Here is a 24394-nt window from a genome sequence, read left to right as displayed (position 1 = left end):
CAGCCTGCGCGCCGTGTACCGACCGGCCGCTGTGCCCGGCCAGGATGGGGGGCACACGGCAACAGCTCCAACAGACGGGAACCGCACACGTTGATCACCTTGGGTATCCAGCGCAACGGCGCATCCGTGCTGGCCCACATGGGCGGCCATCTCACCGACGAAGCGGGCGTCCATCTCCATGCGGCACTCGATCACCTCACCGGCGACGACAGGGACCTGATGGTCGATGTCCACGCAGTACAGGCCATGGACGCCGACGGCCTTCTCCACCTGCTCGACCTCCACCGGCGCGCCGAGCAACGCGGTCTTCGGGTCCTGGTGATCGGCTGGCAGGAGCAGCACCAGCAGCTCATGGCCAACATCGCAGGCATCCCCGGCCGCGGCCCCGCCACTGGCGAACGGTTCGCCCCTGGCCGGCTTCCGCCGCTTGATCGAGCAACGGGCCCGCCAGGCACGGGATGCGACCGACTTCGAGGCGGCATGGCTCCCCCAGACATGGCCGTGGGCAGGCGCCGCCGTTGATCGTCGTCAGTGCCTCGGCGAGCCTTTCGGCGCCGGGGGCGGGTCGAGCGGCCCGGGGGCGCTCCGAGGCGTACGAGCGCGCGGCTGCCGGCACCCGGACGAGCAGGTGCCGGCCCGGGGGCGCGGTCACTCGCCGTCCGGCGTCTTCGGATACCGGTCGCCTATCGGCAGGCCCAGTCGGATGGCCTCGCGTTCCCGGCGGTTCCTCCCCAAGCGGTACACGTACCTGTGTTCTGTGGACACACGCTGTGTTGCCTCATGTCGTGATGCGGCTGAGGGAATCAAGTGGCTTACGAATGACGGCTGTTCTGGGTAGGTGATGGGGACAATCCGGCAGCGTGCCACCCTCGACCGGCGTCGGGGAAAGCGAGCAGCTGTTCACCCGCACCCTCTACTGGTACGCCAAGGACACCTGCATGCCCCGCACCGGACTGTCCTGCGACACCGCCGTGGAACGGATCCGCGCCTTCACCGCCTGGGCCAATCAGCTCGCCACCGCCCACGACCGGCCCCACGACCGGCCCCACGAGCTGATCCCGCCCGATCCCGACGGCGCTGTCGCCCTGCGCCGCTTTCGCCGCACCATCGCCTGGTTCATTTACCGCCAGCCCGGCGGCCGGATCGCTCTCGCGGTGCAGTACGGCCACGCGGCGACCGCCATGTCGGAGTCCTACGCCGGCCGCTCGAAGGCCGACATGCTCGAGGTCCTGGACCAGGAGAAGGGCCATGCCCTGGCCGAGACCCTCACCGAGGCCAGCGAACGCATCGACGCCGACGAGAAGGTCTCCGGCCCGGCCGCCGACCGCTACCGCGCCGCGGCCGCCGAGTTCTCCGCCCGCTACGCCGGAACCTACCTCGGACGTCGAGAACTGCGAGCGCTGGTCGCCAACCCCCGCCTCCAGGTCTACGAGGACCCGAAAGCCTTCCTGACCTGCAACCACGACGCGTTCACCGCGCTGTGCAACCCCGACCGCGACCGGGCGGGCGACGGCGCCCGTCACACCCCCGACCACTCCCGATGCCACCCGGCGTGCGCGAACATCAGCCGCACCGACAGCCAGATCACCGCCCTGCGGGCCGAGGTCGCACGGATCGACGCGGAGGCCGACGCCAGGCTCGACCCCTACCCCATAGCCGCCCGCCAACAACAGCGCAAAGCCCACCTCACCGCCATCATCCGACGCCACGAGGCACAGCAGCCGGCCGACACCGAAGTCGAGGAGCGACGATGAACACCCCCGCGGTAGCCGCCACCGGCCCGCGCGACGGCGCAGCGCTGGCCCAGCTCGACGGCGAGCCAAGCAGCAGCAGGACCTGGCCCGCATCCGCGGCGAACGCGACGATCTGCGCGGACACGCCCAGCTCCTGGCCCGGATCGTCCACGTCCTGGAGATCGAGAACGGCAAGCTCAAAGAGGCCAACGCGGCCCTGGAGCAGCAGGTGGCCGCCCAAGCCTTGGTCCCGGACCTCACCCGCCGGCGTCGCCGGCCCTGACCCCGGTGTCAACGCGGAGCGGCAGCACCCACCCGGGTGCCGCCATCCTCAGCCCAAAGTTCCAGAGGCTGAAGGCGACGCCCCCGAGGAGGATGAGCCGATCGACTCCGATCAGAATGACCGGCAGCAGAATCGCGGCGGTGGCCGAGCTGCCGGCCCTGCAGCCGACCGGCGCGAGCACCAGGTACTGGACGTCGGCGGCCTGCCGACGGCGCACTGCGTTGACCCGGGTGTAGTTGCGCATCAACCTCGCGGGGTCGTGGCCGAGCCGTTCGGCGACCTCGTGCACGCTGTAGCCTGAGTCCAACAGGCTCGACGCCAGCATGTGCCGGACCTGGTGCGGTCCGAGCCCTCGCACGCTCGCCGCCAACAGGTTGTTGAACGGCCGGTGATGTTGTCCGGCCGCAGCGGCATACCTGTCCGTCCCGTGAACATGTACACGCTGTCGCCCGCACATCGCGACCGGCCGAGCAGCCTGGCCGTCTCCTTGTCCAGCATGATCGTATGGATGCTGTTGGACGACTTCGGGCGCCTCGCGGTGTTTCGCTGGATGACCCGCTACAACACCTGGCGGTACTACGCCCTCGGCCAGCACAACCCCGTCACCTACGAACAGCGATCAACTACGCCGGCCCTCGCCGCATGACAACGGGTGCCCACGATCACAGGGGAAGCCCCCTGCGTCCTGACGTACTCGGCGTGTTTGTCCCGATATCGGCGATGGCGTGATCCAATCAACCAACAAGCCGCCACATAGGCAGCCACCGCTTCCTCGCGGACCGCAGACGACCTCTGCGCTTCTACGCTTCGTCCGTCAAAGGCGACCTCGACTGAACCGAGAAGAGAGCACCATGGCGAAAGCAGCCACCACACTCGAGGAAGAGTCAAGGCGAGCGCTCGCCGACGCTCTTGATCCCATGAGCGACGAGGAACTGCGCGCCGAGTTCGAGCGACAGAAGGACGCGAAGCCCTCCGCGAAGACGCCGGCCAAAAGCGTTACCGACGTATTGGCGCAACTCGAGGCAGTGCGGGACGTTCGCCTCGAGTCCGACGGCGCCAGAGTCGCGACGTGCGGCGAGCTGACGCCAAGCGCGCTGCAGGACCTCTTCGCCAATCGAACGTGTGCCCTGCATGTGCCCGGGTTCGGCAACGTCGACATGTGCACGGAGCTCGCGCGTTGGCTCGCCGATCGACCCGCCCACACCTGGGGTGGCACCGATACGGCCTACACTGCCGGCATCCCGGTGAACGCCCTCTACTCGTCAGTCGACGAAGCGATCGCCTACTTCAAGGAAGCGCTGCCGGCCATGCGTGCGATCCGAGGCGCCGCGAATGGTCTCTCTCCGCTCGACAAGCTCCGACTCGAGCTCGACGAGCTCTGGCCCTCGGGGGCGACCGTGAGTCGGGACAACCCATACCGCCGAAAGATGCTCGCTGGTCTGGCCCGCGTGATGCGGCCTGAAACACTGCTCGACGGCATCACGCGCGTCGAGGGGATTATCCACACCGACTCGAGCATGTTTCTCGACTCCGAGCACGGCTTGTTCAGCGCGAACATCTACCTCGACGTCCCGACGAGCGGGGGCGAGCTCAACATCTTCCCGGTCGCGATGCAGCAGCCCGAGCACCTTCAGAGCCTCGTCCGCGTCGTCGCCTATTTCCTCCAGTACTCTTTCGACCCCGTTCACCGCGAACGCATCCAGCGGCAGCTGCACGCCCTTCTTCCTGCCCCCGTCACACTCACTCCGCGCGCAGGCGACCTCATCGTCCTGAATACGGGGCGACCACACGCGGTCCGAGGATTCACGGCAGGCACCCGCGTGACGCTGCAGGCCTTCGCTCTCCATGAGGGGACAAGGCCCCTGCAGTTCTACAGCTGACCAGGAGCTCCCTCCGGTCGCCAATCCGCCTATGACATGGAATCGAGCGAGCGCATCTGATGTTGCAGCGACTGGGTCGTCATGTCGGAATCAGTGTCGAGTACAGCGATCGGACCGCGTTCGGCAGCCCGGTGACGACACAACCGGAGCGGAGCATGCGCCGAATCTACGAACCGATCATGTCCTACGTCGAGGAGCACGGTGAGGCGAACCTGATCGGCGCCGGTCCTGCGATGCTGGCGGACGTGGTGGCGGGGCGGCGATTTCGGGAGATCGCGGAGCCCACGGCTGATGGTTCGTGGACGATCCGAGACGAAGTCTTGTTCCCCGCGGTATCGGATTGCTTCCCGCATCGTCTTCTGCTGGCCAACAGCGACCGGATGCGGGCGCTCAGCCAGCCCGTCCCGATGCCAACCTGGCCAGACGTGCATCGGCTAATCGTGCAGCTGACCACTACCGGCGTCGAAGTCGACCGATCGGTGGGCGCGGTGGCACGTCTGTTGGCTGCGATGGATCGTGAAGGCCTGCTCGAGCCGGTGTCTGAACCAGCGGCCGACCTTGACCACGCGCACATGACGTTCCTCGGGCATAGCACGGTGGTGGTTCGCTCGGCCACCGCGGCAGTCATTGTCGATCCATGGGTCCGTCCCGCCTGCGGCCATTACCCAGCGGACTACCAGCCGTTGCAGCTGCGCGACCTCGGTCGCATCGATGCCGTGGTACTGACCCACTCCCATCCCGATCATTTCGATACCGGCACGCTGCTACAACTGCCGTGTGACACCAGGATCGTCGTGCCGAAACTGGAGCGCGAAACGTTCTTGTCCGTTCGGATGTACGAACGCCTCCACGAGCTGGGCTTTGACGACGTCACCGAGCTCGAATGGTGGGACAGCGTCCAGGTGAAGGACATCGAGGTGACGGCCCTTCCCTTTCACGGGGAGCAGCCCACCGACGGCAGCCAGCTGCATCCCGACATCCGGAACGCAGGAAACACTTACTTCGTCCGTACGCCGCGATGCTCGGCGGCGTTTCTCGCCGACTCGGGCCGTGACGCCGCCGGGGATGTCCGTCAGGTAGCGGCTCGCGCCCGTCGTGACCTCGGCAGTCCTGATTATTTGTTTGTCGGGTACCGCGGATGGCTGATGTATCCGGTTCAGCTACTGACCTCGTCCGTTGGCCGCTACCTGCCGTTTGTGCCGCCAGAGTCGTGGGGTGTGCGGCAACGCATCATGACGACTGCTGACGAGGCCGTCGACATCGCTGAGATTTGGAAAGCCCCGCATCTGGTCCCTTATGCGGATGGCGGCGCGCCGTGGTACTGGCAGATCGGTCTTGGTCCTCGTCTCGACGAGGCGGCGTCGGAGAACCCCGTCTTCGACCCCTTCCCCGAGCGCGTCAGCGTGGCCGCCGCGACTAGGACGAAGACGGGCTCCGGGGTCCATCGATCGACGGTCAACGTTCTGCTGATGCGGCCGGGAGACTCGATCGTGTCCGGGGGGCCGCAACCGCGGATCGAGAGGATGCAGAACTTCGCCTGGCCCTACGGCGAGGCAACCGCGGCGGTCGCGGACGCGGCGTACCTCGGGTGATCCGGCCCGTCGAGCCGGGACGCTGGACCGCGCTGCTATCCGGACCGGCGGCGGCGAAGGCCGTCACCGTCGCGGTCGAGGTCGCCGAAGCGGTGGAGGCGCTTCCCCCCGCCGACGTCGGCCCCTCGCTGTGCGACGGTGCGGCAGGTTTCGCTGTTCTCAACGCCTACCTTGCGCTGGCGCTCGACGACGCCGCGGCCGCTGAGCGCGCCGAAACGTGGCTCCGGCGTGCGATGGCGGGGCTCCGGGTCCGGCCGAGGGCCGGGCTGTTCGCGGGCGTCGCAGGCGTGGGATGGGCCGCCTCGCACGTAACGCGCCTGCTGGGGCTCGAGGCGAAGTCTCTCGACCCGACAACGCACATCAATCGCGCGCTCCTGACGCAGCTCGCGCGCTCGCCCTGGTGCGCGCCCTTCGACCTCGTATCCGGCCTCGCTGGCTACGGTGTGTACGCGCTCGAATGCCTGCCGACACCGGGGGCACGCGAATGCCTCGAAGGGGTGGTGAGGCAGCTGGGCGAGCTTGCGATCCACACACCCGAGGGCGTGACGTGGCACACCGGGCCCGAGCTGCTGCGGGATCACCAACGCAGGCAGAGCCCCGACGGCCATCACAACCTCGGGGTGGCCCACGGGGTGCCCGGCGTGCTGGCGGTCCTGGCGCTGTCGGCCGCGGCCGGGGTGGCTAGACCTCAGGCTGCTGTGATGGCGTCTGGAGCCGTCGATTGGTTGCTCGCGCAGCGTCTGGACGACACCTCCCCGTCGCGGCTCCCGTACTGGCTGAACACCGACGGATCCACCGTACCGGCGCGCACCGCGTGGTGCTACGGCGATGCAGGCGCGGCGATGGCGGTGCTGGTCGCGGCACGGGCTCTGGGCGTGACGGCCTGGGAGGCCGAGGCGACCGTGCTGGCGCGAGCCGCCGCTGTCCGCGCGCCCGAGGACACGGGCGTCACCGACGCGTGGCTGTGCCACGGCAGCGCCGGCCTGGCCCACGTGTTCAACCGGACGTGGCAAGCAACTGGTGACGGGCAGATTGGCGAAGGGGCTCGGTTCTGGTTCATGCGCACTTTCGACTTTCACGAGCCCGGTGGCGGCGACTTCGCCGGGTATCCCAAGCCAGATCCGTGGGACGGCGACGGCTCATCGCTGCTGACCGGCGCGACCGGAGTGGCATTGGCATTGCTTGCCGCGGCCACCGCGATGCCACCATCGTGGGACCGGACGCTACTGGCCTCGCCGATTTTCGAGTAGGGCACGAGCTTCCGCCGGCCACTTGGACGTCATCTCATTTGGTAAGTCTGCGGTAGCAGATGAGGGTGCATGCGAGGCTCGTGAAGGCGAGGAAGTGCTCAGCCTTGCGCTCGTAGCGACGATGGAGGCGACGGCACCCAGCGAGCCAGGCCATCGTGCGCTCGATGGTCCAGCGGTGCCGACCGAGCCGCTGCGAGGTCTCGACTCCCTTGCGGGCTATGCGGTGCCGGATACCCCGCTGGGATAATCATCGCCGCAGGTGAGAGTAGTCGTAACCCTTGTCGGCGTGCAGTTTGCCGGGCTTACGCCTACGGGGACCTCGCCGGGATCGGATCGGCGGAATGCCCTTCACGAGCGGGATCAGGGCCTGGCTGTCGTGGACGTTGGCACCGGATATGCCGACAGACAGGGGCAGACCGGTCCGCTCGGTGATCAGGTGGATCTTCGAGTCGACTTGCCCCGGTCGAAGGATTCGGACCTGTCAGCTCCCCTTTTTCAGGGCCCTCATACTCACACCACCTTGAGGCCGCGATGGCGCCTCCGGCGCGACCCTCTGGAACAGTTCCCACAGCTCGTCCGGCACCAGCCGCTCAATGATCCCCACCACAGCCGACAGCCCACTCAGCCAAATGAGATGACCTCTTACTCGCACGTGACACGGCTCCAACTTTCCACCGGACGGAGCCTCTACGGAACCCAGCGCGGTTCAGCCCCCGCGCCCGCAGGGTCAGGCTCAACGTGAGGTTTCGCCTCTGGGGTTGAGCGGCCCGGACACCTCGGACCAGACGGGGGTAGCCAGGTTCGGCCGGCACGAGCTTTAGGGTGGCTCGGTCGAGCAGTTCGGCGAGTGTGGGATCGCGTTGGTCCCGGATCGTCTGGGGTGACGAGGTCGCGCTGGGTCGCGGTCCAGGCCAGCGAGCGTGCGAGAAGAGCGTGGCGCAAGCCTACTGTAACCACCAGAAGTGATAGAAAAACCGCATGAAACACCCGGCGCTGGCAAAGGTTCCGGCCGTCACCGCCCGCATCGCGGACAGCGTGCGGCGGGTTGCTGACAATGACGAGCGGTATGAGGCGGGCGCGGTCGTGCCAGACGGGGCGTGGATCAAGATCGACTTCTCCGAGCTCCCGTTGTCGGCTTGCGGAACATTCCACTCGGAGGCGATCGAGTTCGTGCGCGCTCCAGCTGGGCTGAACGAAGCCCGCGCATACATCAAAGACACCTTCCCGACCGGCGGTCCGGACCAGATCAGGCAATGGTGGAGTTCGGATGACACGCTCCAGTCCATGCGACAGCTGGCTCGGCAAAATCTCAGCCCGCTCGGTGACGGCGCATTCCTCGCCATCCGCCTCGACGCCCCAGGGCAGCTCACCACCACTGAACGCCGTCCCAGTGGCCAACGATTGGGGCTCCACGTCGACAACTGGGACCAAATGCCCATGCGCACCCGCGCTGCCAGCCGTCGGCGCCTCACCGTCAACCTCGGACCCGGGAGTAGGGCGCTTCTGTTCGCCAGCCCGAGTGCGTGTCACATCTGTCGCAGTCTAGGTAGGCCGGACGAGCATCTCCCGCATACCGACGACGTGCGAGCGTTCGTGGCGAACGGTGGACGTCTGCGCTGTTACTCGGTGGTGATGGAACCGGGGCAGGCCTACGTCGCGCCGACAGAGCTGCTCGTGCACGACGGCTCGACGCTGGACGCGAGGCTTCCGTCGATCGTCGCCTACTGGCTCGGTAGCTGGCCTGTAGGTGTGCTGGAGCCGGCCTGACCGCCGGATCGACGCGCCCGCTGCCGGTTGTGCAGATCGTGGCGGCCGGAATCATCAGACGTCCTTGTACACGCTATCGAATCAGATAGCCCTCGAGCAAAGTGCTGCAGCGTTTGTTTGGCTCCGCTCAGCATCGTGAGGGGATGTGGCTAGTTATGTGGTCCGGAATGGAAGGCCGCCGACCCGCCGTTGTTCTACCGACGTCGACCGTCATCGTCCAACCCAGCCCGTTCTGCAACATCGACTGCGATTACTGCTACCTGCCGGCGCGGCTGGATCGCACGCGGATGTCAATGGAGTCGGTGCGGTCGATCGTACAGTTCCTCTTCGGTGTCACCGAGTTTGCGCCGGTTGTTGACGTCGCGTGGCACGCCGGTGAGCCGCTGGTGGTTCCGCGCTCGTTCTACAGGGCCGCGTTTGCTGAGTTCGCCCGGCTCAGTGACCGAGGTGTGCGGTGCGTTCACCAGTTTCAGACCAATGGCACGTTGATCACCGAGGCGTGGTGCGAGTTCATGCGGGAGCACACCATGCTCATCGGTCTCAGCATTGACGGGCCGGCCGAGTTGCACGACCGGCACCGGAAGGACCGGTACGGACGCGGTACGTTCAACCGCGCCATGGCGGGTGCCAAATTGCTGGCCAAGAGTGGGATCGAATTCTCGGTGACATCCGTGCTGACTGTTGATTCGCTCATGCGGCCCGACTTGGTCTGCGACTGGATCGAAGAGTGTGGGATCACCAGCATCGGCTTCAACGTGGAGGAAATTGAGGGCGCGCATCTGACCTCCACGCTGGCCGGTGATGACGCGACGGCGTTGTATCGCCAGTTCTTCTCCACTCTCTACGAGTTTACGAAGACTCACCCAGAGGTGAGGATCCGGGAGATCGTCGATTCGCGAAACCTGCTTCTACGGCCGACCTCTTGCAGCTTTGTGAACGGGGAGAACGCACTCGGGTCGATCCTAAACTTCGACGTGAACGGTCGAGTGTCGACGTTCTCACCCGAGCTGCTCTCGATTGCGCCCACATCGCGGTATCGGAGCTTCACCTGGGCGCACGTGACTGAGGACGATTTTTCTACGTTCGTCGAGCGCGTAACAGGTTCTGCCTTTTATGAGGACCTCGCCGTCGGGGTGGCGGCGTGCGCACGCGAGTGTGAATATTTCGGGGTGTGTGGTGGTGGCGCGCCGGGCAACAAGTTCAGCGAGTTGGGAACGGTGACCGGCACCGAGACGATGACCTGCCGACTAAGAGTGAAGACGTTGATGGACGTGATGGCGGGGGTGCTCGAGAGGGAGGGCGAGCAATCGCACCGGCACATTCGTGGGCGAGCGCCTTCACGCCAGCAGCGAGTCGCCGAGCCCCACGGCCGGGGGTGAATCGTCACATCAGATCCACGGGCCGTCGGTGCCCTGCTTCTTCGCCCTCGACGGGCGTGACTCTACCGGGCGGGAGTGGGCGGCCCGGGGAAGGCTCGGCGCTGCGGGCACGCCGCTACTACCTGCTGGTCAGTCAACGGCTTCAGGGGTGAGCTTCGGCGACAGGGCGGCCGCAACCGTGGCCGCCAGCCGCTTCTGCGTTTCGAAGTCGAATGCCATCCGGTTCCAGTGGAACACCATCCAGAATGGGATGATCTCGCGCAAGCCCCATAGCAGTCGACCGGCGTCCACTGCGGCCTGAATCTCCGGACAGAGCTCGTCGAGAGCCGCGTCGTACCGGGCAAACAGCGTGCGCTCCGGCTCGCTGGCAGCGCCGAGGATCCGGGCCTGGTGGGAGAGCAGCAAGCGGATGGCTCGCGAGCGCGACAGATCGACCGCGCCGGCGGCATCGTCAACCAGGCGTCCGGTGAGCGCCAGCTTGCACCAGACGTCCCAGCGCTCCCAATCGTCACACAGGCGCCGGAGGAGACGGTCGATCAAAAGCAGTGAAAAGAGCTCCGATCCTATCCGCGCGGTGCCGTCGAGGCGCAGGCGGTGGTGCTCGAGTACCGCGAGACTCTCGGCGGTGAACCATCGGTGAGTCAACGACAGTCCGGTGGCGCCGCCGAACTGCATTACCTCCGCGTCGTACGGGCCGGCAGACCACGATGTGATCGTTGCCTCGGCCACATAGACGTCCAGTGCCTCTTTCAGTGCGTCGGCACACCGACCGTCGACGCCGCAGAACCTGACCCTGAGCCCTGGCGGCTTGTGCATGTAGAAGAATCCCCGGCCGGGGCCGCCCCGAAGCCACGCAAGGATCCGAGTGCCGATGTCGCTGCAGACGATCCGCTGCCAACCGTCCGGACCCACTGAAATCGAGTACTGAAGCCATCGCTGCTGGCGGTCCAGGCAGTGGATCGCGGCGGTTCCCCCTGAAATGAAGGCGTCACGCGCAGCCACAAGCACGTCGACGGGCATACCAGCCTGCGCTGCAACCCGCTCCAGGTTCGGCGCGGTGAGGCTTTCCATCACGGCCGCGGCAAGCTTGCGAGTCGGAACCGACGGCGTCGCGACGCTCTCGTGCGTCGACTCCGGGTAAGGGGTCATCCACTCATCCCTGCGCGGCTTTCGGGTCAGGACGCGCCGAGGCTGATCGAAGGTGTACCGACGCCTCATACAAACGCCTGAGCAGCTCATAGATCGCCCACTCGTGGGCGCGGTCGCGCGAGCGCATCACGCGGTTGACCCAGTCGCGCGCGAGCGAGATAGGCAGCTCCTGCCGGGCGCGCAACTTCTGGGTCGGATCCCCTGCGTCGGCGAGCTGCGCGAGGATCGACGCCGTCCCCGCCGTGCGGCGGTCCAGGATGGCCATACATGGCGCGAGCGGATCGCTTTCCTGCGGTGCCGTGAGCAATCGACCAAGCGTGAGCCTCTCCGCGCGAAAGCGTTCGCCCAGCCGCCGGGACGCACTGTCAGCGAGCTGCTGCCCCCGGGCGAGCGCACGGCTCATCGCCCTGGCATGGGCCAGCCGCTGGTCAAGATCGAGTCCAACATCGCGCAACCACCGGTCGACGCCGACCAGACAAACTCGCCAGCGGTCATCCTGGCGTCGATTGTCCGCGCCTAGCACCGACAACAGGTCGACCGCGGCGTTCGAGTCGGCCTGGGCCAGTCGGCCCGCAGCGGTCTGGTCGACGACCGCTTCGCCGACGCCCGCCTGCTGAACATGGGTCCTGAAGCTTGCGTCGCGGGCCATGCCGACGTCGAGGGCTTGGGCCGCCAGACCCCGCAGGGCGTGCACCAGCACATCGGGATTGCCATGGGCATGCACCGCGATACCGGGTGAACGCCCGTTGAACCGGGCGAAGTACCAACAGTCGGTGGTGCCGTCCGCGGCCAAGGCACCGAGCACTGGCGCAACCATCTCCAGGAGGAGGCGATCAGCCAGCGCCGTCCCCGAGTTGAGCTCGAGCGCAACCCATTCGCCGCAGGGGGCGAAGATCCGCGGAGGCGGAGATGGTCCCCCCGAGTCCACGGCGCGTGCACGTGCCGACTCGGACGCGCTGGCGGCCTTGGCAATGAACGGGACGATCAGCTGATGGGTATAGGCACCCTCTGCGCCTCGTGCCACCAACTCATCCGGGCTGGGGAACATCTCCTTGACGATCGTCCAGCCACGGCTTCGCAACAGTTGCGCGAACGAATCCACGCTGAGGACGTTGTCGAAGTCCACCAGGAGTTCCTTGTCTTCCTCGACGGCCACGACCCACCGCGGCAGGCCGCGAATAGCGCGCAGCGTCTGTACGGCACGCCACGGCTCGCGCTCGCCCGGATCCAGCTCTGATGAGGCCAGCAACCAACGAGCCCGCGACAACACCACACGGCCCCACGTCACCCGAGGAAGAAAGGCGGCGCTCAGAAGGGGGCCCCAATCCCAGTACAGCACGCTGGCGCTGTCCTGCTCCTGGAGCGCGCACAGAAAACGGTAGATCGGCAGGGTGCGGGATGATGTCCAGTTGTGAGCCGAGGTAAGGCGCGGGACTACTCGGCGACCCAGACTCTTCGCTCTCAACTCGACCCGGTCGTCACGGACCGACACAAGGAGGTCTGCGACCGATAGCCGCCGGTCCGGCGCCGCGCCCGATCGGCCGAGCCATTCGATCTCCCACTCGCGTAGCAACGGCCTGGCGAGGACGTTGATGCTGGAGCTCCCGCTCAGGTGGACGATCTCGGCGAACACAGCATCGGGATCGAGGGCAGCCTCAGCCTGCAGGTGGCGCTGAACGAGACCGGCGAGGTCGCGATCGGTATGACAGAAGCGGCCGAGTGCCCCGAGCCCGGAGGGGCCCGCACACGAGCTGAAGAGAATCCGTGGTCCGCCCGTCGTGTTCGCCAGGCTGGCGACCACAGCGAAGCTTGCCGGAGCCGAACGCGGCGACTCAGCCGCAAGCGCCTCGATGTCAGCCGACTTGAGCTCCACCTCGTGGCTTCCCGACTCGGCGGCGCGCAGAACCATTTTGAGCAGCGCCGCGTCGCGCCTCGTGGAGGGTGGGGGCGGGGGAGGCACTGGCCGATCGTTGCGCAGCAGTCCGTCGAGTAGTGACGCCCGTTCTGCCCTCGGAATGCCGAAACCAACGCCGATCCGATCGTCCAGCGCCTCGGCGAGTGGCACCTCCCGTCGGCCGTAGCGCTCAGCGAACGTTAGCTTGAAGTTGGCGAGTTCATCGGGCGCTGAGGGGGGTGCAATCCGCGCTAGCAGCCGCACGCCGTGTTCGAGCTCAGTCGCTGTTGCACAAGACAGGTTCAAGCCGCCTCGCGGGAGCGAGAGACTTGTACGGAACGGTTGCGTCGGAACCGCTACGGCGCGAATCTGGGCGAGCTGGTCCCTTATCGCATGGTGAATCTTCGGATCTTGAAGCCCGCCGACGTCGTCGAGCTGGTCCAGCGCGTCACGCACGGCGCGCAGGACCCCGGCCGTCGGGAGGCCGGCACCGACGTTCTCCAGATCGTCGATCAGCGCGTCCAACGGCATTGCCCCGGTGACCTGGAGTTGGAGGTCGGCGACCAGGATTTGCTCCTTGACAAGTGCTCGCACGAAGTCGAGCTGTCGTGGCGTCATCGGCCTGGGGGCTGCCACAGCGGCGGCAATCTCCGGTGCGCATGCACCCGGGCCCGCAGCATCCAGCGCACGCTCCAACTCCAGCGTGGGCCTGACCTCGATCGTCTGGTGCTGGCGCTCGTCTCCGGCGGCACGTCTCCTATGCAGCATAAGCCTGCCGGCCACGCGGGTAATCGTCTCGTTCGGTCGCAGCGTGAGCCGGTCTCGCAGCACGGGCGAGTCGCACAGTGCCATCAGCAGAGCGTCCAGATATGCGCCGTCGAGCATCGTTTTCTGGCGCCAACGGTTGCGTGGCGGGATCGACAGCGACGTCGTCGTCGGTCCGATCGTCCCCGCACCGCACGCGGCGAAGAGGCCAAACGGCGTCGGCCGCGACGCCATCCGGAAGAGATACCGCACCAGCGCGATCTGTGCTCGTGCAGGGAACGTGCCAGGAGCGTCACTGCGTGGCGGCGCACCGCCGTCAGTGGTGGCGCGCACCAGATCGGGTGACGCTTCGAATAGGGCACGGGCGATATCAGTACGCCGGCACAAGGCCTGCAATCGTGACCCCAGCAACGCTCGATCGCGCGCCAGCGCTTCATCGAGTTCGGCGGCGGGCGCCCCCGGCGCTTCCACACCGGCCGACCAATCGGTCAGCGTGGAGAACGGCAGCGCCGGAACGCGGGCGACGAAGAACTCACCGGGCTCAACCACGTGGACCCAACGAGAGCTCATTCGCCGTCAGATCAGCGTGCAAGCACCGTCGCGATCGAGGTTCGCGTCCGCCTCGCGTAGCCCGTCCAACTCTGTGCGTCATCAGCATTGAACACCACCGAAATATCAGCGGCCGAATAGGTGTTTGCACGCCGCGACCAAGCTGCCTTGATGATCTGTAATCGGGTCGACGAGTCGGCATGTCAATACAAGCACAAAACAAGGTCGGATTCAGTCGTAGATGAAGAAAAACATCGGCATCGTGCCGTACCGATGATCGCAATCAGTAGGCCGGTCTGATTCGATCGGCCTACTGATAGTTCCGGCACTTCGCCGGTCTCGGATGGAAAGTGGACGACGATCCTGCGGCCACTCACTCCAATTACCGGTGTCTTCTATTTCGTCTCCTTTCCTCGGTCTTGCGTCATGTCGGCCTCACGGCGCTCGGCCTCACGGCGCTCGGCCTCCACCCCCTCCTCGGCAAATTTGAATTCAGTGGTGATGCTCGCGACCGGCCGTGAGTACAGTCTGTCGATATCCGTCTCTTTGAATTGGATGACCGTGTCCCTGAAAGTGGTGCACATTGTGGTGTAGCGCGCCAAATCGTCAGTGCACTCAAGGTCATCCTCAGTGATCTCGAGCTCCTTAAGTGACTCGTCATTCGGCTCCATCGGTGCCTTTTCGGCTGCCATGATTCCCCTTGGTGTGTTGTGGTTTCCCGCGCGTCCTTCGATCTGGCGCCTGCGAAAGACCCTGCAAGCACCGTGACCACACCGTCCAGGAATACGACGACGGATGATATGACCATCAGACGAAAGGCGGTTGCGCCCGCGTAAGCCAACTCTGCCCTCCGACCCTCGCTGCGTCAAAGATCGCTAGGGCGTGTCCTGCAAAAAGGCCCGCGCCGTGCCCGGGCACTGGGAAGCATTGCGTGTCTGAGCCGGTGAAGGTTTTCCATCCTCAGGCTGAGCTGGCGAGATGCAGGCAGAGGACGGGCCTGGACGAGACCGGTGATCCGGGTGGTCGAGCAGCGGAGCTCGCGCAGGAGCCGCCAGCCTTTGAGGGTGGCGACGGCCTGCTCGACCAGGGCCCAGATCTTGGCATGGGACCGGCTGACCGCCTGCTGGAGGGTGTCTTGGACGGTAGTCATCAGATGCGAGCCCGTCGCCCTGTTAGCGTCGTCAGCCGAGCGGCAACACGCGGCAACTGTCCGCAGAACCGATGCACACCGCGGTGCCGCTGATTTCGGGCCCCCACCGCCACCAGCGCCTCCCGCAGTCAGACCTTCGGGTCCATGCCTGCACGAGGAGCCGGGGCGCCCAGCCTGATCAGCAGCTTTTCGGCATACTCGTGGCCCTGCTCTTGGCGGCGCACCTTCTGCGCCATGCGCCCGTTCAGTACGACGCCGTTCGGCAACAGCTTCACGGTCCGCGGCGTCGCCCATGGAGACGGCATTCGTGGCCTGGTAGATCGTGCCGACGTGCCCGAGAGCCACCAACGTGCCGGAGGCATCCCTGCGCGGCACGGGGTCGGCGAACGAGACGACCCCGCGCACGCCAAGCACCAGGAGCTCATCGAAGCAGCGGGCTAGGAACCAGCTCTCGGCGTTCGCCGGACATTCATCCGTGAGGACGAAGCGCGAGCACTCCACGGACTCGACGTACGGCTCCTTCTACGCACCGTCAGGCTGGCTTCTCTCTGGTCATGTGGTGTTCCACCTGTGGGGCAATGGAATGACCGACAGGTGCGGTCGGAGGTTGGTGCCGAGCGTATGGCCGGGAGGTCGGGCTCCGGCTCGGAGGTGCCGGACGCTATGTGGCCGCACCGCAGAGCCAGTACGGGTAATGCGTTTGCGGTCGTGCCCGGTCCGCGCAGGGCGCGCGCCCTTTAAAAAGAATCGAACACCGGTCGGCTCGTTCGGCGTTAGGGTGATCGGAGCCTCGGAGGGCGCTTCCATCCCCTGCGCGGCATTCAGTTTCTCCGGGGCACCGAACGCGTCAACTCCTCCCCGTGAAGCGGCGCATGCGCCTCACGGCTGTGTGAGGATGTCGCTCACCCGGTGGGCATAGATCACCCGTCCGCATGGCGTCGGGTCGGTCGTTGCACAGGAAGGGTCGTTGATGTCGGCGCGGTGCTCGCTCTGCGACCAGAGTAAAGGTGCCGCGCCGGTGGCCTGTCCGTGCTCGTAGTACATGTCCTCGGCGCCGACCGCTGTGCGGATCTCGCCACCGGTCACGGCCAGGACGCCGTCGCTTCCCACTGCTGCCCGCCACAGGCTGGCGTCGCTGTATCGGTGGCTCTGGTTGAGGTACCAGCGGCCAGCGTAACGGGAGGCCCCCTGGACCTGTTTCACTGGTAGCGCGTAGGTGCCGACCGCCGACACCAGGCCGTCGGCAGCCGACAGGAGGGATCCGTCCGCGTCGTCGACGGGCAGGGCGCCGATACGGCCGTTGCCGGGATGGGTGGAGTCGGTGGTGCAGTACTCGCCCATGATGAGCTGCGGGGGACTGCTGCTGCGGTCGACCGAGAGGTAGGATGCCTTGGGCGCCCCGTTTGACTCGCACGTGCCGGCCGAGCTGTTGTGCTGGGCGCTGACGAAATCGTACGAGGCGGCCTGCGGCAGGACGTAGCGATAGCCGTAGGAGTACCAGACGTTGCTCTGCCGTCCCACCTTGCCGTTGTCCTGGACGTCGCTGGTCAGGCCGTCGGGAGTGCTGTTGTTCGTGGCGGGATGCCGGTCCGGGTCGAGGTCGAGGATGTCGCGCAGGTCGAACACCCTCAGTCCGTGGAGGGCATCGGTGACGTAGAGGCGGTATTTGTACCAGGCGATCCCGCCGGAGTGGATGTCGATGGCACGGTACGAGATGTGCCCGTAAGAGTTGTAGTACGGGTACGCGAGCAGCACGTGGCGATACTTTCCGGTGGCCGGGTCGAGGAAGGACAGGCGCACCCCCTTGTCGGCACACGCGGGCGTACCGGACGGCGTGCAGGCAGTGGAGTCGTCGTACCAGGACGTGATCACGGGCCGCTTGGTCCCCCAGTACTCATCGGCTTGGGCATCCGAGACACCGGTGATCCCCTGTGGGATCCATTCCTTGCTCAGGGCGTCGTCGTCGCTCCAGCAGTACTTGACGGCGGGGCGCAGCGGAGCGATGCCGCCGTCGCCGGCGCCGAACGGATTGGTCGCGCAGGCAGTTCCGCTGCTGACGGACTTGTCGGCCTGGCTGAGCAGGTTCTGGACCCCCTGTGTGGGCAGCGCGGCGGTCAGATCGGCGGCGCGGTCACTCAGGTCGGTGGCCGCGAGGCCGAAACCGCTGTCAACCGTTGCGGCCGCGTGGGCAGCGGTCGCCTGCACGGCGGTCGGCGTCGAACCTGTCGACGTCGCCGCAGCCTGCCCCGGCTGCCACAGCAGTGCACCGGCGGCGAGGGCCAGGGCCAGGAGGCGGCCTGCCCGGCGTGGGCGGCGTCGATCGTTGGAGGGATTCATCGTGACGTCAGCTTCCGGGTCGAGGGTGGGCGAGCCGCGGACGGTGAGAGGAAGACGGTGCGCCGGACGAGGCTGCTCGGTCAACGGCCCGAAGTCGTCGCAGCAGTTCTCGTCAGCCACAACGCCAAGGGGCGGGAAAGGGGTTTCTCACCGCGGTCACGGCACGAACGCCGATGTGGTCGTTGCCGGCGCAACACCGACTCCAACTGGGCTTCTGTGCCGCCGTGGACCGGCGCCGACACCGAGATCCGGAGCCGCAAGCCGTGGTCGCCCGCCGCGGCACCGACCGGCCCGGATCCTTGCGCTGAGCAACAACGGTTTTGCGTTCACGGTCAATGCGTCGGGCCGCGCCCGGTGAAAGGCTCGCCGCGGTTCCACTGCTGAAGGTGCCCCGGCCCATGGCCGGCGGCTGTCCCGGACAGGCTGAGGGGGAGAGCCTTGTGAAGGTACGCAGACGACTGCCGTGGTGGCTGGCACTGTTGTGCCCGCCACTGATCACCGCCGGGCTGCTGCAGGGCGCCGTCCCGGCCCCCGCGCTGACCACCGTCACTGCGAAGACCTCCCCGATTGCCGGGACACTGCGCAAGGAGAAGTCCGTACCCGGTCGTCCCCTGCCCGCCGCGGCCGGACGCCGCGACCGGGAGGCCGTCTCATCCGCGTCACCGGCGGCGCCCACCTGGCCGGCGGCGCGTTCCGCGACCCTCGATGTCACCAAAGGACACGCGACAAAGCTGCCCGGAACCGGGCTCGCCCTGACGGCCACTGCGGACACCACGGCCCGGGTCGCGATGCGCACCTACGGCCGGGCCACGGCGCGGCGGCTGGGAGCCCTCGGATACGTCTTCACCGCTGCCCGCGCCGACGACGCCGCACGACAGGCGAGACCCGCGAGCGCGCCGGCGACCGTCACGATGGACTATGCGTCGTTCCGTCACGCTGCCGGCGGCGACCTGGCGAGCCGACTACGAGTGGAACGCCTGCCCCGGTGCGTACTGGACGCCAGACCGTGCCGAGGACGGGCGGCCTTCGTGCCTGCGGCCAACGACGTCGCCAGGGGGCGGATCAGTGCCCGGGTGCCGCTGGCCGACGACGCCGTGTACGCGCTGGTGAGCACCGCGTCCGGTGGCTCCGGCGACTACCGGGCGACCGATCTCAAGGCGTCCGGCAAGTGGTCCGTCGGACCCGAGTCGGGTGACTTCCAGTACTCCTACCCGCTCCCGTTGCCCCCTCCGCCCTACGGCAAGGCGCCGGACCTGTCGCTGGACTACTCCGCGCAGTCGGTCGACGGCCGCACCTCGGCCTCGAACAACCAGGCGTCCTGGGTGGGACTGGGCTGGGACCTGAACCCCGGATTCATCGAGCGCAAGTACCGGGCGTGCGTCGACGACGGAAGCCCGACCCTGTCCGACCTGTGCTGGCACTCGCCATATTCGGGCGCGGAGGACGGCGCGGAGTACGTCATCTCCCTGCAGGGCACGACGACCGAGCTGATCAAGGACGGCAACGGCAGATACCACGCCGAGGACGACCCGGGCTGGAAGATCGAGCACACCTACGACGGTGCCAACTCCGACAACAGCAAGGAAGCCTGGGTGGTCTCCACCGACGACGGCACCCGCTATTTCTTCGGCTACCACGAGGACTCCAACTGGACAGTACCGGTCATCGGCAACGACAGCGGCGAACCCTGCCACGGCGCGGCGCAGTCACTGTGCCGCCAGACGTACCGCTGGAACCTGGACGAGATCCGTGACCCCAACGAGAACGACACCCGTTTCTCATGGACCAAGGAGACCAACTACTACAAGCGCTTCTCCAACGGCGACAAGGAGTCCTACGACAGGGGCGGATACCTCAGCCGGGTCGAGTACGGCATGCAGACCGGCGAGAAGCCGGCCGACCGCGTGGACTTCACCACCGCCTACCGCTGTCTGTCCGACGTCACGAAGCAGAGCCCGAACTGCTCCGCCCCGACCTCCACCAGCGACAGCGACTACCCCGACGTACCCGTCGATCTGATCTGCACCAGCGGGCAGGACTGCACCAAGAACTCCCCGGCCTTCTTCGTCACGCGGCGCCTGGCGTCGATCACCACACAGGTCTGGGACCCGGCCACTTCGGCCTACCTGCAGGTCGACCGCATCCAACCCACCTACGCGATGCCCGACCCGCCCGGCGCGACCGACGCGATGCTGTGGCTCAACTACATCCAGGTGCAGGGCACATGGGCGGAGAACGTCACCCTGCCCGCCGTGGACTTCGACGGGGCCTGGCTCAACAACCGGGTCGATTACCCCAGCGGTGACACCACCAAGGCGATGCCCATGCGCCGCATCACCAGCATCCAGAACGGGCTCGGCGGCGCCACGGACATCCACTACGGCCACGGCTCCGCCGCCGCCACCTGTCCCAGCGACGGTTCCGACTCCACCTGGGAGTCGGGCAAGCACTGGGACACCAACGACCAGGAATGCTTCCGCGTCGACTACCGGCCCGAAGGGGCCTCCTCGACCGTGCACGGCGTCTTCCATAAGTACCTGGTGACCAAGCTCGACCAGGTCGACCTGATCGGTGGCTCGCCCACCAGGACCACCCAGTACGACTACCTGGGCACACCGGCCTGGCACTACGACGACGACCTCACCACACCCACCGACCAGCAGCAGTGGGCCGACTGGCGCGGTTACGCCACCGTCCGGCAGACCGACGGCAGCGGCCCGTCCGGGCAGCGCACGGTCACGGAGACCACCCACTTCCGCGGCATGGACGGGGACAAGCTCAAGAGCGGCGGCACCAAGAACGTCAGCGTCACCGACTGGGACGGCAACCAGTTCGCCGACAACCACGCCAAGAGCGGCGAGACGCTGCAGACCCGCCACTACCGTCTGAACTCCGACGGCTCACGGACCGAACTGGCCTCCGAGCGGTACACCTACTGGGACTCGGGCGCCACCGCGAACGGCCCTGGCCTGCACAACGCCCACATGATCCGTCCGTACCAGACGCGGGCCCGGCAGCTGAGGTCCGACGGGACCTGGCGGCAGACCGGCAGCGACAAGGACGGTTACAGCACCGCCAACGGTGGACTGCCCACCCGGACCGTCCAGTGGGGGGAGATCGGCACCGCGACCGACAACACCTGCAGCGAGATCACCTACGCGCAGAACACCAGTGACTGGCGCTGGATGCTGGACTATCCCGAAACCCAGGAGACGCACAACGGCGACCCCGACGCGAGCACCACGCAGTGCCCGGGGCCGGTGGTGGCCCGCACCGTGACCCTCTACGACAACGCCACCGCACCCGGCACCAGCGACCAGCCCATCGACGGCAACCCGACCGAGATCCGCCGGTACTGGAACGACACCTCCCACGCCGACGAGAAGAAGATCTACGACCAGTACGGCCGTGTCACCTCCGACACCGACCCGCTCAACCACACCACCACGACGTCCTACAACCCGGCCAGCGGCTGGCCGGTGAACGGCACCAGGACGACCAATCCGCTGAACCAGAGCACCACGACCTACACCAGCCGTGCATTCGGAGTGGTCACCCGCACCGTCGACCCCAACGGCCTGGCCACCACGACCGACTACGACGGTGCCGGCCGGTTGGTCCGGGTATGGCTGCCGACCGAACCCAAGCCGAACGGCGTGGACGTCCCGCCGCCGACCGGCGTGGTGCCCTCCTACGAGTACGGCTACCGCGTCACCGTCGACGGAACCGCCCCCAACTCGCAGCCGGACAAGCCGACGGTCGTGACCGCGCGCCAGCTGCAGTCGATCACCAACGGCACCCCCCAGTGGCTTCCGACCTACACCTATCTCGATGGCTTCGGCCGCACGCGGGAGGTCCAGGCGCCCAGCGCGGCCCGCACCGGCGGGCGAACGGTCACCGTCACCACGTACGACGACCGCGGCCTGGCCAAGGGCACCTCGGCAGCTCTCTACAACACGCAGGCCCCCGGCGACGACCCGGACCTGCTGCTCAACCCGGCTCCCACCGAGATTCCGTCGTGGACGGAGAAGACCTACGACGCGTTGCAGCGGGAGACTTCCAGCACGCTGTACGGCTACGGCGCGGTCGACCGGACGACAACGACCGCCAACTACGGCGACGGAAAGGTCGTCACCCCACCGCGCGGCGCCCGGACCGCCTACTGGAACGACGGCCTGGACCGACTCGCGAAGGTACAGGAGAACGTCCCCGCCGGCAGTGACGTGCCGCCGTCCGCGACCCCCACCACCAGCTACACGTACACACCTCGCGGAGAGACGGCCACCGTCACCGACGCGGCCGGCAACCTCACCTCCTACGGCTACGACTGGCTCGGCCACCGCACCAGCACCCGCGACCCCGACGCGGGCTCCTCGACCACCACGTACGACCCCGCGGGCAACGTCCTCACCACGAAGGACGCGGCCGGCAAGACACTCGCCTACACCTACGACGCGCTGAACCGCAAACGCACGGAATGGTCCGGATCGGTGGGTGACACCAAGCTCGCCGAATGGACCTACGACACCGTGCCCATGGCGGGCCAGACCGGCACTCCCACCAAATTTGTCCTCGGCCGTCCCGCCACGACCACTCGCTGGAGCGGAGGACAGCCCTACCGCGTCGACGTCACCGGCTACGACCTGCGCTACCAGGTCACCGGCCGCACATGGACCGTGCCCACCGCCGAAGGAGCGCTGGCCGGCAGCTACACCTACGGCTACGGATACGACCGCGCCGGGCACCAGACCTCGATGACCTATCCAGCGGCCGGCGGCCTGCCCGCCGAGAAGGTCACCACCGGGTACACGGACACCGGCCGGCCGGACACCCTCACCGGCGACACCGCCACCTACGTGAAGACCAGCACCTACTACGGCAACGGGGTGCTCGAGGGCAGGAGCTACGCGGCCGACGGCAGCGTGCAGCGGCAGTACGGCTACGAGAACTCTGGCGCGCAGCGTCTGTCGTCCGTACAGAGCTACGTGGCCGGAGACCGGGTGCAGTACGACACCTACGCCTACGACGACGACGGCGACCTGACCTCGGTCACCGACCAGACCCAGGCGGTACCGCAGAACCAGTGCTACGGCTACGACGCCCTGCAGCGCCTGAGCAACGCATGGACCACCACGGCGGCCTGTTCCACGGGGCCGTCGGGTGCCGACAAGACAGGCACGGACCCGTACAGGCTGGCGTACTCCTACGACGCCGTGGGGGACATGACCGCCGTCACCGACGCCGCCGCCACGCGCACCTACTCCTACCCCGACCCCGGACCGACGGCGGTGCGCCCGCACGCGGTCACCTCGGTGGGCTCCGACACCTACGGCTACGACGCCGACGGACGCCTCACCTCACGCTCGGTCGGCGGCACGGCGGCCACCCTGGCCTGGACCGACAGCGGTTCCCTCGCCTCGGTCACCAGCGCGGGGGCGACGACGTCGTTCGCGTACAACGCCGACGGCGACCGGCTGGTCCGCCGCACCCCGAGCGGCACGACGGTCTACCTGGACGGCATGGAACTGACCCGCACCGGCTCCACGGTCGGCGCGACCCGTTACTACACCGCGGGCGGCAGCGTCGTCGCGATACGCACGCCCGACACCCTGCAATGGCTGGGAAACGACCAGCAAAATTCGACCCAGCTGGCCATCGACGCCACCACGGGCAAGGTCTCGCGCCAGCGCTACCTCCCCTACGGCGCGCACCGCGGCGACACCGACGCCCTGCCCCTGACCGACCGGGGCTTCCTGGGCAAGACGGAGGACGCCGACACCGGCCTCGACCAGATCGGCGCGCGCTACTACGACCCTTCCCTGGGCCGCTTCATCTCCCCGGACCCCTTGTACGACAAGACCAAGCCCCAGTCCCTGAACGGCTACACGTACGCGGACGGCAACCCGACGACGTTCAGCGACCCGACGGGGCTGCGGGCATGTGAGGGGACGACAGGGGAGTTCGCCTGCGCTCCGGGGCAGCGGCCGGACGGCAAGAGCACCTCGGAGATCGGTCACGAGTACGGCGGCAGTCAAGGTGGGGGAAGCAACTTCGGCGGTGGAGGAGGCAGCCAGGTGTGCGGTCCCTGCCTTGGCGGTGTGGCTCCGCCACCGCAGTACCGCCTTCCCTGGTTCATGCACGGGTACGTTTCCTCTGAGGTATCCCCTGTAGCCCCTTCGGCAAGACCTTCGGATCTCAGGCCTGGCGAGGAATACTTCTGCGACGACCACGGCCACTGCCGAAGGCTGACGATCAAGAAGCCCGGGGAACGACTGGTGTGGAACACGGGTGTGTGCCTGTGGGTCTGCTTCAAGCTGGGGTGCGAGGCAAAGGCGAAGTGTGACGGCGGAAGCTTTGGTGCCGACGGCGTGGGCGGCGAGATCAAATCCCTGCGCGAGCGAAAAGTGGGGCTCGGCGGGTACACCAGTGTCGGCGTCTACAGCGCCCCGAGCTCCCAGCGAGCCTCCAGCCTTCGGCTGTGCTATTTCGAGGGCGGAGGCGGCTGCATTGCCTTCGGTAAACGCCCCAATGGCAGTTGGTGGGGCGGTTGGGAGCTGGGGGTCGGCAAGGGATCGACGCTCGACTGGAAGAACATCTGGTCGTTCTTCGGTCCGTAATGCGTGGCCTGACCATCGCGCTCTGAACCGATCACCAGCCCTGATTCGA

At 67.1% G+C, this 24394-nt stretch carries 15 protein-coding genes and 3 pseudogenes; 9 read left to right on the top strand and 9 right to left on the bottom strand.

What is annotated here, in order from left to right; genetic code table 11:
- The first annotated feature begins 138 nt into the window (after positions 1-138).
- On the top strand, positions 139-522 hold the full coding sequence (locus JK361_RS42780; RefSeq protein ID WP_504739918.1) for an STAS domain-containing protein: 384 nt from the start codon (positions 139-141) through the stop codon (positions 520-522).
- Positions 523-860: 338 nt separating this feature from the next.
- Complete coding sequence (locus tag JK361_RS37505; RefSeq protein WP_201827009.1) at positions 861-1754, top strand: hypothetical protein; 894 nt, start codon at positions 861-863, stop codon at positions 1752-1754.
- 236 nt (positions 1755-1990) lie between these two features.
- Here JK361_RS37505 and JK361_RS37500 read toward each other — a convergent pair whose 3' ends face one another.
- A complete protein-coding gene (locus JK361_RS37500; protein WP_268983277.1) occupies positions 1991-2473 on the bottom strand; it encodes a tyrosine-type recombinase/integrase in 483 nt (160 codons plus the stop codon).
- Between the two features lie 51 nt (positions 2474-2524).
- Here JK361_RS37500 and JK361_RS37495 point away from each other — a divergent pair, with 51 nt between their 5' ends.
- The 4 genes from JK361_RS37495 to JK361_RS37480 all read left to right on the top strand — a co-directional run bounded on the left by JK361_RS37495 (position 2525) and on the right by JK361_RS37480 (position 6738).
- Positions 2525-2662, top strand: a complete 138-nt coding sequence (locus JK361_RS37495) for a hypothetical protein (protein WP_201827005.1) — start codon at positions 2525-2527, stop codon at positions 2660-2662.
- 205 nt (positions 2663-2867) lie between these two features.
- On the top strand, positions 2868-3896 hold the full coding sequence (locus JK361_RS37490; protein ID WP_201827004.1) for a hypothetical protein: 1029 nt from the start codon (positions 2868-2870) through the stop codon (positions 3894-3896).
- A 179-nt stretch (positions 3897-4075) separates the two neighbouring features.
- Positions 4076-5488 carry an MBL fold metallo-hydrolase gene (locus JK361_RS37485; protein WP_201827001.1) on the top strand — a complete coding sequence of 471 codons (1413 nt, stop codon included), beginning with the start codon at positions 4076-4078 and terminating at the stop codon, positions 5486-5488.
- Complete coding sequence (locus JK361_RS37480; RefSeq protein ID WP_201826999.1) at positions 5485-6738, top strand: lanthionine synthetase C family protein; 1254 nt, start codon at positions 5485-5487, stop codon at positions 6736-6738. Before JK361_RS37485 ends, JK361_RS37480 begins: the two co-directional genes overlap by 4 nt.
- A gap of 34 nt (positions 6739-6772) precedes the next feature.
- Here the strand turns inward: JK361_RS37480 and JK361_RS37475 are convergent.
- Positions 6773-7345, bottom strand: a pseudogene (locus JK361_RS37475) (IS5 family transposase).
- Between the two features lie 371 nt (positions 7346-7716).
- On the opposite strand from JK361_RS37475, the gene JK361_RS37470 reads away from it, so the two are divergent.
- Positions 7717-8505 carry a hypothetical protein gene (locus JK361_RS37470; RefSeq protein ID WP_201826997.1) on the top strand — a complete coding sequence of 263 codons (789 nt, stop codon included), beginning with the start codon at positions 7717-7719 and terminating at the stop codon, positions 8503-8505.
- 143 nt (positions 8506-8648) lie between these two features.
- Entirely contained in the window at positions 8649-9884 is a 1236-nt protein-coding gene (grrM, locus tag JK361_RS37465; RefSeq protein WP_201826995.1) for a cyclophane-forming radical SAM/SPASM peptide maturase GrrM/OscB, read from the top strand.
- Positions 9885-10013: 129 nt separating this feature from the next.
- On the opposite strand, the gene JK361_RS37460 is transcribed toward grrM, so the two are convergent.
- The 7 genes and pseudogenes from JK361_RS37460 to JK361_RS37435 all read right to left on the bottom strand — a co-directional run bounded on the left by JK361_RS37460 (position 10014) and on the right by JK361_RS37435 (position 17596).
- Positions 10014-11033, bottom strand: coding sequence for a thiopeptide-type bacteriocin biosynthesis protein (locus tag JK361_RS37460; RefSeq protein WP_201826993.1), 1020 nt, complete (start codon positions 11031-11033; stop codon positions 10014-10016).
- Positions 11034-11037: 4 nt separating this feature from the next.
- Entirely contained in the window at positions 11038-14262 is a 3225-nt protein-coding gene (locus tag JK361_RS37455; protein WP_201826991.1) for a lantibiotic dehydratase, read from the bottom strand.
- A 374-nt stretch (positions 14263-14636) separates the two neighbouring features.
- Positions 14637-14933, bottom strand: a complete 297-nt coding sequence (locus tag JK361_RS37450) for a hypothetical protein (protein ID WP_201826989.1) — start codon at positions 14931-14933, stop codon at positions 14637-14639.
- Between the two features lie 268 nt (positions 14934-15201).
- Positions 15202-15367: pseudogene (locus JK361_RS37445) on the bottom strand (IS5/IS1182 family transposase); the annotation flags it as partial.
- A 152-nt stretch (positions 15368-15519) separates the two neighbouring features.
- Positions 15520-15666 (bottom strand): hypothetical protein, encoded by a 147-nt coding sequence (locus JK361_RS37440; protein ID WP_201826987.1) that lies wholly within the window; start codon positions 15664-15666, stop codon positions 15520-15522.
- Positions 15667-15724: 58 nt separating this feature from the next.
- Positions 15725-15892, bottom strand: a pseudogene (locus JK361_RS42900) (hypothetical protein); the annotation flags it as partial.
- Between the two features lie 378 nt (positions 15893-16270).
- The gene (locus JK361_RS37435) at positions 16271-17596 is read right to left on the bottom strand and encodes a hypothetical protein (RefSeq protein ID WP_201826985.1); all 1326 of its coding nucleotides are present in this window, start codon (positions 17594-17596) and stop codon (positions 16271-16273) included.
- A 572-nt stretch (positions 17597-18168) separates the two neighbouring features.
- On the opposite strand from JK361_RS37435, the gene JK361_RS42515 reads away from it, so the two are divergent.
- A complete protein-coding gene (locus JK361_RS42515; protein ID WP_201826983.1) occupies positions 18169-24345 on the top strand; it encodes an RHS repeat domain-containing protein in 6177 nt (2058 codons plus the stop codon).
- The last annotated feature ends 49 nt before the right edge of the window (positions 24346-24394 follow it).

It is taken from the genome of Streptomyces musisoli (assembly GCF_016741855.1).
Classification (GTDB): domain Bacteria; phylum Actinomycetota; class Actinomycetes; order Streptomycetales; family Streptomycetaceae; genus Streptomyces; species Streptomyces musisoli.
The sequence above is the reverse complement of the archived record's forward strand: the minus strand, read 5'-3'. Positions and strand labels throughout refer to the sequence as shown.